Origin of the sequence: Longispora sp. NPDC051575 (assembly GCF_040681875.1) — a bacterium.
Lineage (GTDB): Bacteria > Actinomycetota > Actinomycetes > Mycobacteriales > Micromonosporaceae > Longispora.
In genome coordinates, this window is sequence record NZ_JBFAZP010000003.1 from 69,805 (window position 1) to 83,346 (window position 13,542).

The 13,542-nt window shown below is 73.9% G+C and carries 14 protein-coding genes; 10 read left to right on the forward strand and 4 right to left on the reverse strand.

All coding sequences use genetic code 11. The annotated features are described in order from the left end of the window. Positions 1-165 precede the first annotated feature (165 nt). The 3 genes from AB0M43_RS07835 to AB0M43_RS07845 are packed head-to-tail and all read right to left on the reverse strand — an operon-like array spanning position 166 to position 3,915. Positions 166-1,506, reverse strand: a complete 1,341-nt coding sequence (locus AB0M43_RS07835; RefSeq protein WP_363722193.1) for a hypothetical protein — start codon at positions 1,504-1,506, stop codon at positions 166-168. Next, a complete protein-coding gene (locus tag AB0M43_RS07840) occupies positions 1,503-2,759 on the reverse strand; it encodes an MFS transporter (RefSeq protein WP_363722195.1) in 1,257 nt (418 codons plus the stop codon). Before AB0M43_RS07840 ends, AB0M43_RS07835 begins: the two co-directional genes overlap by 4 nt. A gap of 58 nt (positions 2,760-2,817) precedes the next feature. Then, positions 2,818-3,915: a ScyD/ScyE family protein gene (locus tag AB0M43_RS07845; RefSeq protein WP_363722197.1), complete on the reverse strand. Its 1,098-nt coding sequence runs from the start codon at positions 3,913-3,915 to the stop codon at positions 2,818-2,820. A 236-nt stretch (positions 3,916-4,151) separates the two neighbouring features. On the opposite strand from AB0M43_RS07845, the gene AB0M43_RS07850 reads away from it, so the two are divergent. The 8 genes from AB0M43_RS07850 to AB0M43_RS07885 all read left to right on the forward strand — a co-directional run bounded on the left by AB0M43_RS07850 (position 4,152) and on the right by AB0M43_RS07885 (position 11,478). Beyond that, entirely contained in the window at positions 4,152-5,297 is a 1,146-nt protein-coding gene (locus AB0M43_RS07850; RefSeq protein ID WP_363722199.1) for an inositol-3-phosphate synthase, read from the forward strand. After that, positions 5,284-6,126, forward strand: coding sequence for an SCO3242 family prenyltransferase (locus AB0M43_RS07855; protein WP_363722201.1), 843 nt, complete (start codon positions 5,284-5,286; stop codon positions 6,124-6,126). The genes AB0M43_RS07850 and AB0M43_RS07855 overlap by 14 nt, the downstream gene beginning before the upstream one ends. Continuing rightward, the gene (locus tag AB0M43_RS07860; RefSeq protein ID WP_363722203.1) at positions 6,123-6,959 is read left to right on the forward strand and encodes a sugar phosphate isomerase/epimerase family protein; all 837 of its coding nucleotides are present in this window, start codon (positions 6,123-6,125) and stop codon (positions 6,957-6,959) included. Before AB0M43_RS07855 ends, AB0M43_RS07860 begins: the two co-directional genes overlap by 4 nt. Beyond that, positions 6,956-7,522, forward strand: coding sequence for an EboA domain-containing protein (locus AB0M43_RS07865; RefSeq protein WP_363722205.1), 567 nt, complete (start codon positions 6,956-6,958; stop codon positions 7,520-7,522). The genes AB0M43_RS07860 and AB0M43_RS07865 overlap by 4 nt, the downstream gene beginning before the upstream one ends. A 1-nt stretch (position 7,523) precedes the next feature. Next, a complete protein-coding gene (locus AB0M43_RS07870; protein ID WP_363722207.1) occupies positions 7,524-8,372 on the forward strand; it encodes a TatD family hydrolase in 849 nt (282 codons plus the stop codon). Continuing rightward, a complete protein-coding gene (eboE, locus tag AB0M43_RS07875; RefSeq protein ID WP_363722209.1) occupies positions 8,372-9,598 on the forward strand; it encodes a metabolite traffic protein EboE in 1,227 nt (408 codons plus the stop codon). The genes AB0M43_RS07870 and eboE overlap by 1 nt, the downstream gene beginning before the upstream one ends. Further along, positions 9,595-10,983 (forward strand): nucleotide pyrophosphatase/phosphodiesterase family protein, encoded by a 1,389-nt coding sequence (locus AB0M43_RS07880; RefSeq protein ID WP_363722211.1) that lies wholly within the window; start codon positions 9,595-9,597, stop codon positions 10,981-10,983. Before eboE ends, AB0M43_RS07880 begins: the two co-directional genes overlap by 4 nt. 123 nt (positions 10,984-11,106) lie before the next feature. Beyond that, positions 11,107-11,478 (forward strand): hypothetical protein, encoded by a 372-nt coding sequence (locus AB0M43_RS07885; protein ID WP_363722213.1) that lies wholly within the window; start codon positions 11,107-11,109, stop codon positions 11,476-11,478. A 7-nt stretch (positions 11,479-11,485) separates the two neighbouring features. On the opposite strand, the gene AB0M43_RS07890 is transcribed toward AB0M43_RS07885, so the two are convergent. Continuing rightward, a complete protein-coding gene (locus tag AB0M43_RS07890) occupies positions 11,486-11,932 on the reverse strand; it encodes an SRPBCC family protein (protein ID WP_363722215.1) in 447 nt (148 codons plus the stop codon). Between the two features lie 23 nt (positions 11,933-11,955). Between AB0M43_RS07890 and AB0M43_RS07895 the strand changes: the two genes are divergently transcribed. Both AB0M43_RS07895 and AB0M43_RS07900 read left to right on the forward strand, forming a co-directional pair. Next, entirely contained in the window at positions 11,956-12,498 is a 543-nt protein-coding gene (locus AB0M43_RS07895) for a TetR family transcriptional regulator (RefSeq protein ID WP_363722217.1), read from the forward strand. Between the two features lie 90 nt (positions 12,499-12,588). Beyond that, positions 12,589-13,503, forward strand: a complete 915-nt coding sequence (locus tag AB0M43_RS07900) for a helix-turn-helix domain-containing protein (RefSeq protein WP_363722218.1) — start codon at positions 12,589-12,591, stop codon at positions 13,501-13,503. Positions 13,504-13,542 lie beyond the last annotated feature (39 nt).

The following is a 13,542-nucleotide window of genomic DNA, read 5'->3' on the forward strand; positions in this document are numbered from 1 at the left end:
GTACGGGAGCGCCACGCCCACCGGTGGGCTCCGGCATCCGTGCGGCCCGGCGCCCGCTCAGCGCGGCCTGTCGCGTGCCGCCCCTTCGACGTGGCGCGGGATCGCCGGACGCCGCCGCGCCCGACGATCCCCGCTGAACCCACTCGGGGAACCGACCTCCGGTGCCTACCCCGCCTCGTGGAACGTGCACCCCAGCGTCGCGCCCGCCGCCACGTTGACGATCCCGTCCTCCAGATCCGTGGTGCCCCGCACGAACGCCCCCGCGTAGCCCCGGGCCGCCGTGAACACGCCCCAGTTCAGCAGCCGCTGCTCGTGGCCGTCGGCCGTGGGGAACAGCTCCGGCACGCCCCGGATCCGGCGCTGGAGCACGTGGTGGCCGGTGTTGGCGCCGTCGAGGTGGGTGCGCCACTCGTCGGCGGGGGTCTCCCAGCCGGGTACGACGCCGATGCCGCCGTGCAGCAGGGTCGGCTTGAGGATCAGGTTCTCCCGCTCCGCCTCGGCGTACCCCCGGAGATCCACCAGCTCGCCGTCCACCACCACGTCGCCTTCGCGGACGATCTGGGTCCACGGCAGCAGCCGGTCGAGGCTGGCGACCTGTTCGGGGGTGAAGTGGTGCCGGTTGGCCCCGTCGGAGACCATGGCCAGCGCGGCCTTGTTGCCGTACAGCTCGGCGTCCATCGGGGCGAAGATCCGCACCTCGCCGCGCTCGACGGCCCGCAGCACCGGGTCGACCAGGCCGGGGCCCTCCGGGTCCAGCAGGTCCTCGATCAGGAACAGCCGATAGATGACGTCCACCGGGCGGCCGTCCAGCCAGACCCGGCCACTGTGGATCTTCAGCATGCCCAGGTGGCACGGCACCACGTCCACCCCGAACGGGGCCATCGCGGCGGCGCTCTGCTTGAGCCGCTCCTCCAGGTTCGCGAAGCTCGCCGGCCAGTCCACGGCGGCGACCAGCGGGCGCTGACCGTCGGGGATGTCGCTCTCCACCAGCAGGGTCCGGACCAGCTCGGCGAGCGTGTCCATGTACGCCAGGCCGTTCTCCCGGACGAACTCGGCGAAGAACGGGTGGGTGAGGAACGTCGGGTTGACCATGGCGTTGTCCAGGCCGCCGAGCGCGCTGCCCAGGTTGAGCTCCATCAGGCGGAAGTGTTCGCCGTCGTGGTAGATGTCGGCGCGGCCCATCCGGGTCGGCGCCGGCCCCCGGCCCCGGAGCACGGCGGTGACCTGCGGTTCGGTCATGCCGGCCGCGCGGGCGAACGCGCCGATGTCGCCGCCGAACAGCCGGTCGGGCAGGGCGTAGAGCGCGTCCTGGAGGTTGCGCAGGTCCGCGTCGAGCCGGGCGACCTCGGCCCGGTCCAGGAACGCGGGCCGGGGCAGGGTCTTGCCCCGGTAGCTGGTCGCGTCCAGGTCGAGGTGCCGGAGGGTCGCGGCCGGCAGTTCGTCGGCGCCGACGCCCCGGCGGGCGACCTCGGTGAGGTAGTGCTCGGTCAGCGCGTTGCGGGTCATGCGGCTTCGGTCCTCTCGTCGAGCGGGGCGTCGGAGTTGACGGGCGGGACAACTTCGGGGGCCGGGGCGCGCATCCCGAACCAGCCGGCGGCGATCCCGACGGCGGTGGCGGCGGCGTACCACCACCAGACGTCGTTGTGCACCCGGTTCCACAGGGACAGGCCGACCACGGGGCCGATCGCGGAGCCGATCCCGAACACGGCCGACTGCGCGCCGATGTACCGGCCGCGGTGCCGTTCGGGGCTGGCCACCGCCGAGTACGCGAACATGGTCGGCCCGGCCACCACCTCGGCGAGCGACCAGACCAGGGTGCCGAGCACGAACGCGGCGACCCCGATCGGCAGCGTGTAGCACGCCAGCCCCCCGCCGAGCAGCACGAACCCGACGGCGACGGTGACCCGCATCGGCCAGGTCTGCACGACCTTGGTAACGAGCAGCTCGCAGGTGATCACGATGAACCCGTTGAGGGCGAGCATGGCGCTGAACCAGGCGGTGTTCAGCCCGTGCGACTGCATGGCCACCGGCAGCGCGCTGAGGTACTGGGTGTACACGGCCGCGTTGACCAGCAGCGCGAGCAGGAACAGCACGTACCGGCCGTCGCGGAGCACGACGAGGTAGCTGCCGGCCGGCTCCTTTTCGGGCGCCTCGACCCCGTCGGGCAGGGGGGCGCCGCGTCGGGGGAGCGCGATCCCGGCGATCACCGCGAACGCCCCGCAGGCCACGGCCTCGGCCCAGAACAGCAGGTCGTAGCTGACCGCGACGAGGGCGGCGCCGACCAGCGGGGCGGCGGTGGTGCTGATGTTGTACGCGAGCCGGTACATCGCGAAGATCATGACCTGGCGGTGCATGGGGGTCAGCTCGGACAGCAGGCTCTTGGCGGCCGGCCGGTAGAGGGCCGTCATCGCGCCGACCAGGGCCACGGCCGCGAGCATCGCCGGGTAGCTGTGCAGGTAGAGGACGGCGAGCACCATGGCGGCGGTGCCGGCCATGCTGGCCAGGATCGTGCGGCGCGGGCCGAGCCGGTCGGACAGTTCGCCGCCGATCAGGGAGCCGGCGACGGCGCCGACCGAGTACACCCCGAGGGCGACGCCGGCCTGCACGGTGCTGAAGCCGCGCAGGGTCAGGAACAGCACGAGGAAGATCTGGATGAACGCGCCGAGCCGGTTGACCAGGATCCCCACCAGCAGGGCCTTGGCCGCCAGCGGGGACTCTCGCCAGGTGACGAGGATGCCCGCGTCGGTGGAGCTGGTCATCGCCGGTGCCTCTCGGTTGGGCGTGGCGGGCGACCGGGGCCGCCCGCCACGCGAAGTGCTACTGGTGCAGGGTCAGCTTCAGGAGCTGCCCGGCGCCGCCGGCGGTGGCGGTCTTGTTCGTCACGTACACGACGTTGCCCGGCCCGACGGCGATCCCGCCCGGGTTGGTGAGCCCGGTCGTGGCCAGTACCGTGCGGGTGCCGTCGCCCTCGACCCGGACCAGGCGGCCCGTCTGGTCGGGGTCGAGCAGGCCGTTCTTCGCCAGCTCCAGGACGAGCAGCCGGCCCTGGGCGTCGAACGCGATGTCGACGATGTTGGTGAAGCCGTCCGCCCAGATCGTCGGGGCCTGACCCGGCTTGACGCGGTAGATCCGGGCCTGGTTCTGGTAGTACGGGAAGCCGCTGAGCTCGGCGACGTAGTACGCGCCGTTGGCCTTCGTGACCGCCATCGGCACCGAGTCGATGTACTCCCCGGCGACGATCCTCGGGCCGAAGACCGCGAGCGTCGTGACCGTGCCGTCGTGGCCGACACACAGCAGCGTGTTGCCCCCGGCGTCGGCGACGATGTTGCCGTCCCCGTCGGAGTACATCCCGAACGGGTTGGACCGCACCGAGTCCGGCTCGGGGTTGTTGGCCTGCTCGTACCCGACGAGGTCACCGACGCCGACGAGCTGTCCGGCGTCCGTGAAGGTCGCCGAGTGGCCGAGCAGGGCCGCGTCCGGGCCGAAGCCGTCGTGGAACGGCTGCGGGCCGTTCATGCCGAACAGGAGCTGCTTGCGGCCCTTGTACAGCGTGATGTCGTGCAGCCCCTGGACCGTGTCCTTGGCCGAGTTCGCGATCGACGGCAGCCCCGTGACGATCCGCTTCTGCCCCGTCGCGGTGTACTCGAAGACCGAACCCGACGGCCCGTAGCACCACTGGGTCCGGCCCAGGTTCGTGCACGGCCCGTTGTTCTGGGTGGCGACCCCGGCCTCGGCGACCAGCACCCGGTCCTTGCTGCGGTCGTAGACCAGACCACGCGGCGCGTTGAGCCCGCTGGCGACCACCTCGATCTCGGTCGCGGTGCTCGTGGCGGCGGCCGGAGCGACCGGCAGCGCGACGGTGGTCAGCGCCACCGCCAGCGCCATCACATGGACACGTCGCTGTGTTCGTTGCACCCGTTACCTCCATTGCTAGGCGTCCTCAAAGGACAAACACTAAACGCAGACCGGTGTGCGGGATCACATCCAAGGGGATGAGCGCTTTTAGCCATTCGGCTATTTACATATCCGGATCGTGCCAGGTGGAGAATTCGCGACTGCGGAACCGTAGAAAGTTTGTCCGGGGGAGACATAAGCTCTGCGTGATCACGGCCCGTGCCTGCGGGCCTACGCACTAACCCCGGGGAGGCACCTTGCGTACGGGTGTTTGGCTGATCGGCGCGCGGGGCTCGGTCGCGGTCACCAGCATGGTCGGCGCGCTGGCGGTGCGGGCGTCGCTCGCCGAGCCGCTCGGCTGCGTCACGGAACTGCCGGAACTGCGTTCCCCGGCCCTGCCCGCCCTCACCGACCTGGTCTTCGGCGGGCACGACCCCTCGACGGTCGGCCTGGTCAAGAAGGCCCGGGACCTGGCCGCGTCCGGGGTGGTGCCCGCCGCCCTCGTCGAGGCGGTCGCCGCCGAACTGGAGGGCGTGGAGGCCGACGTCCTGGCGCCCCCGTCCGGCCGCACCCAGGCCGAGACCGCCGCCCGGACCGCCGCCGACCTGCGCGCCTTCCGCGACCGGCACGCCCTCGACCGGGTGGTCGTGATCAACGTGTCGTCCACCGAGCCGGCGGCCGTCCCGCACCCCGCGCACGACGACCTGGCCGCGCTCCGGGCCGCGCTCGACCAGCCCGGAGCGGTCCTGCCCGCCAGCGCGCTGTACGCGTACGCGGCGCTGACCGCCGGCTGCCCGTTCGTGGACTTCACCCCGTCGACCGGCGCGCGGCTGCCCGCCCTGGCCCGGCTGGCCGTGGAGTCCGGCCTGCCCTACGGCGGCAGCGACGGCAAGACCGGGGAGACCCTGCTCAAGTCGGTGCTCGCCCCGATGTTCGCGCTCCGTCACCTGAAGGTCCGGTCCTGGTCCGGGGTCAACCTGCTCGGCGGGGGAGACGGCGCGACCCTGGCCGACCCGGCGGCGAACGCGGCCAAGACCGCCAGCAAGCAGCGGGTCCTCGGCGAGATCCTCGGCTACGAGCCCGAGGGCCACACCCGGATCGACCACGTGCCCGACCTCGGCGACTTCAAGACCGCCTGGGATCTGGTCACGTTCAGTGGTTTTCTCGGTACTGTGATGCGGATGGAGTTCACCTGGCACGGTTGCGACTCCGCGCTGGCTGCCCCGCTGGTCCTCGACCTGGCGCGCCTGACCGCCGCCGCGCACGCCGCCGGGGTGGTCGGCCCGGTGCCCGCCCTCGCCTTCTTCTTCAAGGACCCGCTCGGCGACGTCCCGCACGGGCTCGCCGACCAGTGGACGCTCCTCGTGGAGTTCGTGAAGGGGCTGCGCGATGCTGCTGCGTGACCTCGTCCAACTCGTCCGGGCGCCCGCCGCGCTGTCCGTGCCCGGCGACGCCGTGGCCGGTGCCGCCGCCGCCGACGTGCTCGGCGCGCGGACCGCAGGCCTGGCCGCCGCCTCCGTCTGCCTGTACTGGGCCGGCATGGCCGCCAACGACTGGGCCGACCGCGACCTCGACGCCGTCGAGCGCCCCGAACGCCCCATCCCCTCCGGCCGGATCAGCCCGGACGCGGCACTCGGGATCGCCGGCGGGCTCACGGCCGCCGGCCTGGCCATCGCCGCCGTCGCCGGTGGCAGACGGGCGCTCGGCGTGGCCATCCCGCTGGTCGGCGCGATCTGGGCGTACGACGTGAAGCTCAAGAACACCCCCGCCGGGCCGGCCGGCATGGCACTCTGCCGGGGCCTGGACGTGCTGCTCGGGGCCAGCCCCGGGAAGGTGACCAGGGCACTGTGGCCGGCGCTGGTGGTCGCCTCGCACACCTACACCGTGACGGCCCTGTCCCGCAAAGAGGTGCACGGCGCGGAACGGACCCTGCCCGCCCGGACCCTCGCCGCGACCGCCGCCATCGCCGCCGCCCCCGCCCTCGGCCGGCAACGCCGGGTGTCGGCCGCGCTCGGCGCCTGGTACGCGCACCGCTACGGCCGCGCGCAGGCCAAGGTCCTCGAGGACCCGTCGGCCGCCAACGTCCGGGCGTCCGTCGGGGCCGGGATCACCGCGCTCCCCGCGTTGCAGGGCGCGTTGACCGCCTCGGCCGGCGCGCCCGTCACCGGGGCCGTGCTGGCCGCCGTCGCGCCGCTGGCCCGGGCGCTCGCGCGGAAGGTGTCCCCGACGTGAGCCTGCGCTTCGGGTACGGCACCAACGGCTTCGCCAACCACGCCCTCGACGACGCGCTCGCCGTCCTCGCCGACCTCGGCTACACCGGGGTGGCGCTGACCCTCGACCACGCGCACCTGGACCCGTACGCCCCCGGGCTCTTCCACCGCACGGCCGCCGTCGCCACCGCGCTCGGCCGGCACGGGCTCGGCGTCGTGGTCGAGACCGGCGCCCGCTACCTGCTCGACCCGCGCCGCAAGCACGCCCCGACCCTGCTGGACGACGACCGGGACCGCCGGGTCGACTTCCTCCGCCGCGCCGTCGACATCGGCGCGGACCTGGGTGCGGAGGCCGTGTCCTTCTGGGCCGGGATCCGGCCGCCGCACCTGACCCCGGCCGCCGCCCGGGACCGGCTCGTCGCCGGCTGCGCCGAGGTCGTCGCGCACGCCGCCGCCGACATGGTCCTCGGCTTCGAACCCGAGCCCGGGATGCTGGTGGAGACCCTCGACCAGTGGGAGGCCCTGCGCGCGGACCTGGGCGCGCCCGACGCGTTCGGCCTGACCCTCGACATCGGGCACTGCCGGTGCGTCGAGCCCGAACCGGTGCCCGACTGCGTCCGGCGGGCCGGGCCGTACCTGGTCAACGTGCAGATCGACGACATGCGCCGGGGGACCCACGAGCACCTGGAGTTCGGCACCGGGGAGATCGACTTCCCGCCCGTCCTCGCCGCGCTGGCCGACACCGGCTACCGGGGCCTGGTCGCCGTCGAACTGCCCCGGCACTCGCACGCCGCCCCCGACACCGCCGCCCGGTCCCTGGCCTTCCTCCGCGCCGCCGAGGGGGTGCTGGTGTGATCCCCGCACCCCCCGCCAGCGCCTGGCTCGACACCGCCCTCGACCGGGTCGCCCTGGAACCGGCCTCGGTCGGCACCCTGTTCCCGGCCGTCGGGCGGCACTGCGGGCGCGCCCCGCTCGCCGAGGGCTGGCGAACCGACGACGCCGCCCGGGCCCTGCTGCTCACCGCCCTGCCGGCCCGCGCGGTACTCGGCGAGGTCAGAGCGCTCTACCGGTACGGCGACGCCGACGAGAAGCGCGCCGTACTCCTCGCGTTGCCCTTCCTGGCCCTGGACGACCAGTGCGTGGACCTGCTCGGCGACGCGCTGCGCACCAACGACACCCGGCTCGTCGCCGCCGCTCTGGGCCCGTACGCTGCGCACCTCGACGACGCGGCCTGGCGCCAGGGCGTCCTCAAGTGCGTGTTCACCGGTGTGCCCCTGGCCGCCGTGCACGGCCTGGCGGACCGCGCCGACGCCGAACTGGCCGTGATGCTCGCCGGCCTGGCCGACGAGCGCGCCGCCGCCGGCCGGACGGTCCCCGACGACGCCCTCGCCCTGCTGCACACCCTGAGGAGCCGGTAGCTTGCGCATCTTCGACCCGCACATCCACATGACGTCGCGCACCACCGACGACTACGAACGGATGGCCGCCGCCGGGGTGCGCGCCCTGGTGGAGCCGGCGTTCTGGCTCGGCCAGCCGCGCACGACCGTGGGCTCGTTCACCGACTACTTCGACGGGCTGATCGGCTGGGAACCGTTCCGCGCGGCCCAGTTCGGGATCGCGCACCACTGCACGATCGCGCTGAACCCGAAGGAGGCCAACGACCCGCGCTGCCGGGAGGTCCTCGACGTCCTGCCGCGCTACCTGGCCAAGGACCGGGTCGTCGCGGTCGGCGAGATCGGGTACGACTCCATGACCCCGGCCGAGGACGAGGTCTTCGCCGCGCAACTGGCCCTCGCGGTCGAACACGAACTCCCCGCCCTCGTGCACACCCCGCACCGGGACAAGGCGCGCGGCACCCAGCGCACCCTGGACGTGGTGAAGGAATCGGGGATCGACCCGGGGCTGGTCGTGGTCGACCACATCAACGAGCTGACCGTCCGCCCGGTCGCCGACGCCGGCTGCTGGACAGGGTTCTCCATCTACCCGGACACGAAGATGTCCCCGGACCGGATGGTGACGATCCTTCAAGAACACGGCCTGCACCGGGTACTGGTCAACTCCGCCGCCGACTGGGGCCGCTCCGATCCGCTGCTCACCCTGCGCACCGGCGAGGCGATGCTGGCCGCCGGGTTCACCGCCGACGACGTGGACCGGGTGCTGTGGCGCAACCCGGTGGAGTTCTACGGCCAGTCCGGCCGGCTCCAGCTCGACGCGGTCGACACCGAGCCCACCTTCGAGGGCAACTCGATCCTGCGCGGCGGTGCGTGATGCGCCTGCGACACCCCGACGGCACCCTCGTCCACCTCGCGTACTGCACCAACGTGCACCCCGCCGAGGACCTCGCCGGCATCCTCGGCCAGCTCGACACGTTCGCCCTCCCGGTCCGCGAGGCCCTCGGCGCCGACGTGCTCGGCCTGGGCCTGTGGCTCGCCGCGCCGGTCGCCGCCGCGCTCGCCGGGGACCCGGCCCTGCGCGCCCGGCTCCGCCACGAACTCGACGCCCGGGGCCTGGAGGTCGTCACGTTCAACGGGTTCCCGTACGAGACGTTCCACGCCCCCGTCGTCAAGCACGCCGTGTACCGGCCGGACTGGACCGACCGCCGCCGCCTCGACTACACCCTGGACCTGGCCCGGGTCCTCGCCGACCTGCTCCCCGAGGGTGCCGCGCGCGGCTCGATCTCCACCCTGCCGTTCGGCTGGCGCGACCCGTGGGGTCCGGACGACGCCGACGACGCGGCCCGGCTGTTCGACGCGCTGGCCGTGGGGCTGGCCGCCCTCGACGGGCCGCCGGTCCGGGTCGCCGTCGAGCCCGAACCCGGCTGCGTCGTGGAGACCACCGCCCAGGCCGTGGCCGCGCTGGCCGGGGTGGACACCGACCGGATCGGGCTGTGCCTGGACCTCGCGCACCTCGCGTGCGCCTGGGAGGACCCGGCCGGGGCCGTCGCCCGGCTCGACGCGGCCGGCCTCCCGGTCGTGAAGACCCAGGTGTCCGCCGCCCTGGAGGTCACCGACCCGCGGTCCGCCGCTGCGGTCCTCGCCGGGTACGCCGAGCCCCGGTTCCTGCACCAGACCCGCACCCGGTCCGGCGCCGCGTACGACGACCTGCCCGAGGCGCTCGCCGCCGACCCCGACGGCCCGTGGCGGGTGCACTTCCACGTGCCGCTGCACGCGGAACCCGCGCCGCCGCTGTCCGGCACGACCCCCGTCCTGCGGGCCGGGCTGGCCGCGCTGGTCGGCGGCGAACGGGCACGGTGCGACCACCTGGAGGTGGAGACGTACACCTGGAACGTGCTGCCCGAGGACCGCAGGCCGCGCGACGACGGGGAACTCGTGGTCGGGATCGCCGCCGAACTGGCCTTCGCGCACGGGGAACTGCTGGCCCTGGGCCTCACCCCGGTCGGGTCCGCACCCGACCGCGCCGCCGCCGGGCCTGGGCCCGACCGCGCCGGCACCGGGTCCGTGTCCCTCCCCGCCGCCGGGGCGGTGGCCCGATGAGCCGCCCCACCCCCCTCGTCGTCATCGACGTCGTCGGCCTCACCCCGCCGCTCCTGGACCACATGCCCCTGCTGCGCGCCGCCACCGAGAAGGGCTTCACCGCCCGGCTCGACCCGGTGCTGCCGGCCGTGACCTGCTCCGTGCAGGCCACCCTCCTCACCGGGGCGACCCCCGCCGAACACGGCATCGTCGGCAACGGCTGGTACTTCCGCGACCTCGGCGAGGTGCTGCTCTGGCGGCAGCACAACCGGCTCGTCGGCGGCGAGAAGATCTGGGAGACCGCGCGCCGGCTCGACCCCGACTACACGGTCGCCAACATCTGCTGGTGGTACGCGATGGGCGCCGACGTCGACTGGACCGTCACCCCTCGGCCCGTGTACCGGGCCGACGGCCGCAAGGAACCCGACTGCTACACGTTCCCGCCCGACCTGCACGACGAGCTGGAGGAGCACTTCGGCGTCTTCCCGCTGTTCTCGTTCTGGGGGCCGGGCGCGGGCCTGCCGTCCTCGAAGTGGATCTGCCAGGCCGCCCAGCACGTGTTCGAGACGAAGGAACCCGACCTGACCCTGGTCTACGTGCCGCACCTCGACTACGACCTGCAACGCTTCGGCCCGGCCGGCCCCGAGGCGGCCCGCGCCGCCGCCGAACTGGACACCGTCCTCGGCCCGCTGCTCGACGCGGCCGCCGGGAGGGGCGCGACCGTGGTGGCCCTGTCGGAGTACGGGATCACGCCCGCGCGCCGGCCGGTGCACGTCAACCGGGTGTTCCGCGAGGCCGGGCTGCTCAACGTGCACACCCAGGCGGGGATGGAGTACCTCGACCCGTGGACGTCGCCCGTCTTCGCGGTCGCCGACCACCAGATCGCGCACGTCTACGTCGCCGACCCGGCCGACGTGAAGGAGATCGCCGAGCTGTGCGCGGAGATCCCGGGTGTCGCCGAGGTGCTCGACGCCGAGGGCAAGGCGCGGTACGGCCTGGACCACGAGCGGGCCGGCGAACTCGTGCTGGTCGCCGAGCCCGACGCCTGGTTCACGTACTACTACTGGACCGACCCTGCCGCCGCCCCCGACTTCGCGCGCCTCGTGGAGATCCACCGCAAGCCCGGCTACGACCCGGCCGAGCTGCTGTTCGACCCGGCCGGTCCGGGGGCGGCGAAGCTGCGGGCCGGGGTGGCGCTGGCGAAGAAGAAGCTCGGCATGCGGTACCTGATGAGTGTCGTGGGTCTCGACGCCGGGGCCGAGGCGGTCCGCGGCTCGCACGGCCGGCTGCCGGCGAGCGCCGCCGAGGCCCCGGTGCTGCTGTGCTCGGACCCGTCGGAGGCCCGGGAACGGCTCGCGGCCACCGACGTGAAGGCGCTGCTGCTGCGCCTCGCCGGACTGGAGTGATAGCCGGCCCCGACCGCATAGCAAGTTATAGATGGAACTGTTCGTGGATGCCCCAAATTGGGGACAGCGTCGGAACGGGTGTCGCACGATGGTGACACCCATTCCGAGAGCACGGGGGACACCATGAACACTCTTTCCCGGTACGCGCTGGCGATCGCCGGAGTCGCGCTCGTCAGCGTCACCGCCCTGGCCGCGCCCGCCCAGGCGGAGTCGAGACAGACCCACTGCGGCTGGCAACCGTGGACCCACGAGGGCGAGTACGGCAACTCGGCCACCCGGACCGTCAACATCCGCAACGGCAACGGGGTCCAGTGCGTGAAGATCGGTGTCGTGACCCCGGAGGACGGGCTGCGCTACCGGTGCACGGCCGTCGCCGACGACGGCGCCGACTGGACCTACCTGACCGACCGGAGCACCGGACAGATCGGCTGGGTCCGCAGCGACTTCCTGACCTTCCACTCCCGGGAGTCGTGCGGAGCGGGCCTGAAGCCCTGAGTCGGGCTCACGGGGCGGCCGGGTGCCGCCGGGCGGCGTGCGCGGCCAGGCCCTCGGCGCACCGGCGGATGAACACGCGCAGCGCCAGCCGGTACATCCAGCCGGTGCCGGGCACCTTCGGGCGGAACGTCGAGTGCCAGCGGATCTCGGTACCGGTCGGCGTGGGGGTCAGGTCCACGTTCGCCCGGTACCCCCGCAGGGGCAGGCCGGACAGCAGCTCGTAGCCGAGCCGGCGGTCGGGGACCAGCTCGGCGACGCGTTCGCGGCTCGTGGTGCGGCCGGTGCGGAACACCCGGACCGCCCCGACCCCCTCCGGCTCGTCGGCGGCCGGCCGCTCCAGCGCGAACGAGCCGATCGGGGACCACTCGGGCCATGTCCGGCCGTCGCGGAGCAGCGCGTGGACGGTCGCCGGGTCGGCGGTCGTGGAAACCCGGACGTCAATCACTTGTACCATCTGGTACATGTACCATGTGGTACATGGAGAGCGCAAGGACCCGGCTGCTGACCGCCGCCATCGCCCACCTCGCCGCGCACGGCCTCGGCGACCTGAGCCTGCGCCAGCTCGCCGGGGCGCTCGGCACCAGCCACCGGATGCTGCTCTACCACTTCGGCTCCCGGGAGGGCCTGCTCGTCGAGGTGGTCCGCGCCGTCGAGGCCGCCCAGCGCGACCTGCTCGCCAGCCTGCCCGCGGACCTGCCGCCCGCCGAACTGGCCCGCCAGGTCTGGAACCGGGTCTCCCAACCCGACCTGTGGCCGCACGAACGCCTCTTCTTCGAGCTGTACGGCCGCGCGCTGGCCGGCGACGCCGCCGTCGCCCCGGTGCTCGACGGGATCGTGGAGACCTGGATCGCGCCCGGCACGGAACTGGGCATCCGGCACGGATTGTCGGAGGCCGACGCCCGCGCGCACGCCCGGCTCGGGCTGGCCGTGGTGCGCGGCCTGCTGCTGGACCTGCTCGCCACCGGCGACCGGGCCGGCGTGGACGCCGCGATGGACCGCTTCCTCGCCGGGTACCCGTGAGCTGACCTCGGAACCGCCGCACCCGCCAGCGCGGGGCCTCCGCACCCGCCCGGCCCCGCCGCCCGGTCCGCGCGCCCCTAGGCTCACCCCATGATCGTCGCTGTGCTGGTGTTCGACGGGGCCGGGTTGTTCGAGACCGCGGTGCCCGCCTCCGTGTTCAGCGAACCCGGCTTCGACCTGCGGATGGTGGCCGGCGACCCCGGCCCGCTGACCAGTACGGGCGGCCTGCGGCTCGAGGCGCCGTACGGGCTCGACGCGCTCGCCGACGCCGACCTGGTCGTGGTGCCCTCGTTCCGGACGTCGTTCGAGCCGCCCCCGGAGCCCGTCCTCGACGCGCTGCGGGCCGCGCACGCCCGGGGCGCCCGGGTCGCCGGACTGTGCGTGGGCGCGTTCGTGCTGGCCGCCGCCGGGCTGCTCGACGGCCGGCGCGCCGTCACGCACTGGGCGTACGCCGCCGAACTCGCCGCCCGGTACCCGGGGATCCACGTCGACACCGACCAGCTCTACGTGGACGAGGGCGACATCGCCACCTCCGCCGGGAGCGCCGCCGGCATCGACCTGTGCCTGCACCTGATCCGGCACCGGTCCGGCGCGGAGGTCGCCGGGCGGATCGCGCGCCGGATGGTCGTGCCGCCGCACCGCTCGGGGGAGCGGGCCCAGTACATCGAGGAACCGGTGCCCGCCCCGCTGCGCGGCGACCCGGTCGGCGCGGCCCTGGACTGGGCGCTGCACCGCCTCGACCAGGACATCCCCGTGGACGAACTGGCCCGCCGCGCCACGATGTCCCGGCGCGCCTTCGACCGCCGGTTCCGGGAGACCACCGGCGGCACCCCGGCCCGGTGGCTGCTGCACCAGCGGGTGCTGCGCGCCCAGCGGCTGCTGGAGACCACGGACCTGGCGGTGGAGGAGGTGGCCCGGAGGTGCGGGTTCGCCTCGGCCACCGCGTTGCGGCCGCACTTCCGGGCCGAGTTCGGCGTCGCGCCCCGCGACTACCGCCGCCCCTGACCCACGGCGGCTCCGCTCCCGGTGACCGTGACACCCACG

What these genes read in the sequence shown, in the direction of transcription:
- AB0M43_RS07880 (WP_363722211.1), top strand. Translation starts at nt 9,595, where the DNA reads ATGAGCCGCCCCACCCCCCTCGTCGTCATCGACGTCGTCGGCCTCACC.
- AB0M43_RS07895 (WP_363722217.1), top strand. Translation starts at nt 11,956, where the DNA reads ATGGAGAGCGCAAGGACCCGGCTGCTGACCGCCGCCATCGCCCACCTC.
- AB0M43_RS07900 (WP_363722218.1), top strand. Translation starts at nt 12,589, where the DNA reads ATGATCGTCGCTGTGCTGGTGTTCGACGGGGCCGGGTTGTTCGAGACC.
- AB0M43_RS07890 (WP_363722215.1), bottom strand. Translation starts at nt 11,932, where the DNA reads ATGGTACAAGTGATTGACGTCCGGGTTTCCACGACCGCCGACCCGGCG.
- AB0M43_RS07855 (WP_363722201.1), top strand. Translation starts at nt 5,284, where the DNA reads ATGCTGCTGCGTGACCTCGTCCAACTCGTCCGGGCGCCCGCCGCGCTG.
- AB0M43_RS07885 (WP_363722213.1), top strand. Translation starts at nt 11,107, where the DNA reads ATGAACACTCTTTCCCGGTACGCGCTGGCGATCGCCGGAGTCGCGCTC.
- AB0M43_RS07835 (WP_363722193.1), bottom strand. Translation starts at nt 1,506, where the DNA reads ATGACCCGCAACGCGCTGACCGAGCACTACCTCACCGAGGTCGCCCGC.
- eboE (WP_363722209.1), top strand. Translation starts at nt 8,372, where the DNA reads ATGCGCCTGCGACACCCCGACGGCACCCTCGTCCACCTCGCGTACTGC.
- AB0M43_RS07840 (WP_363722195.1), bottom strand. Translation starts at nt 2,759, where the DNA reads ATGACCAGCTCCACCGACGCGGGCATCCTCGTCACCTGGCGAGAGTCC.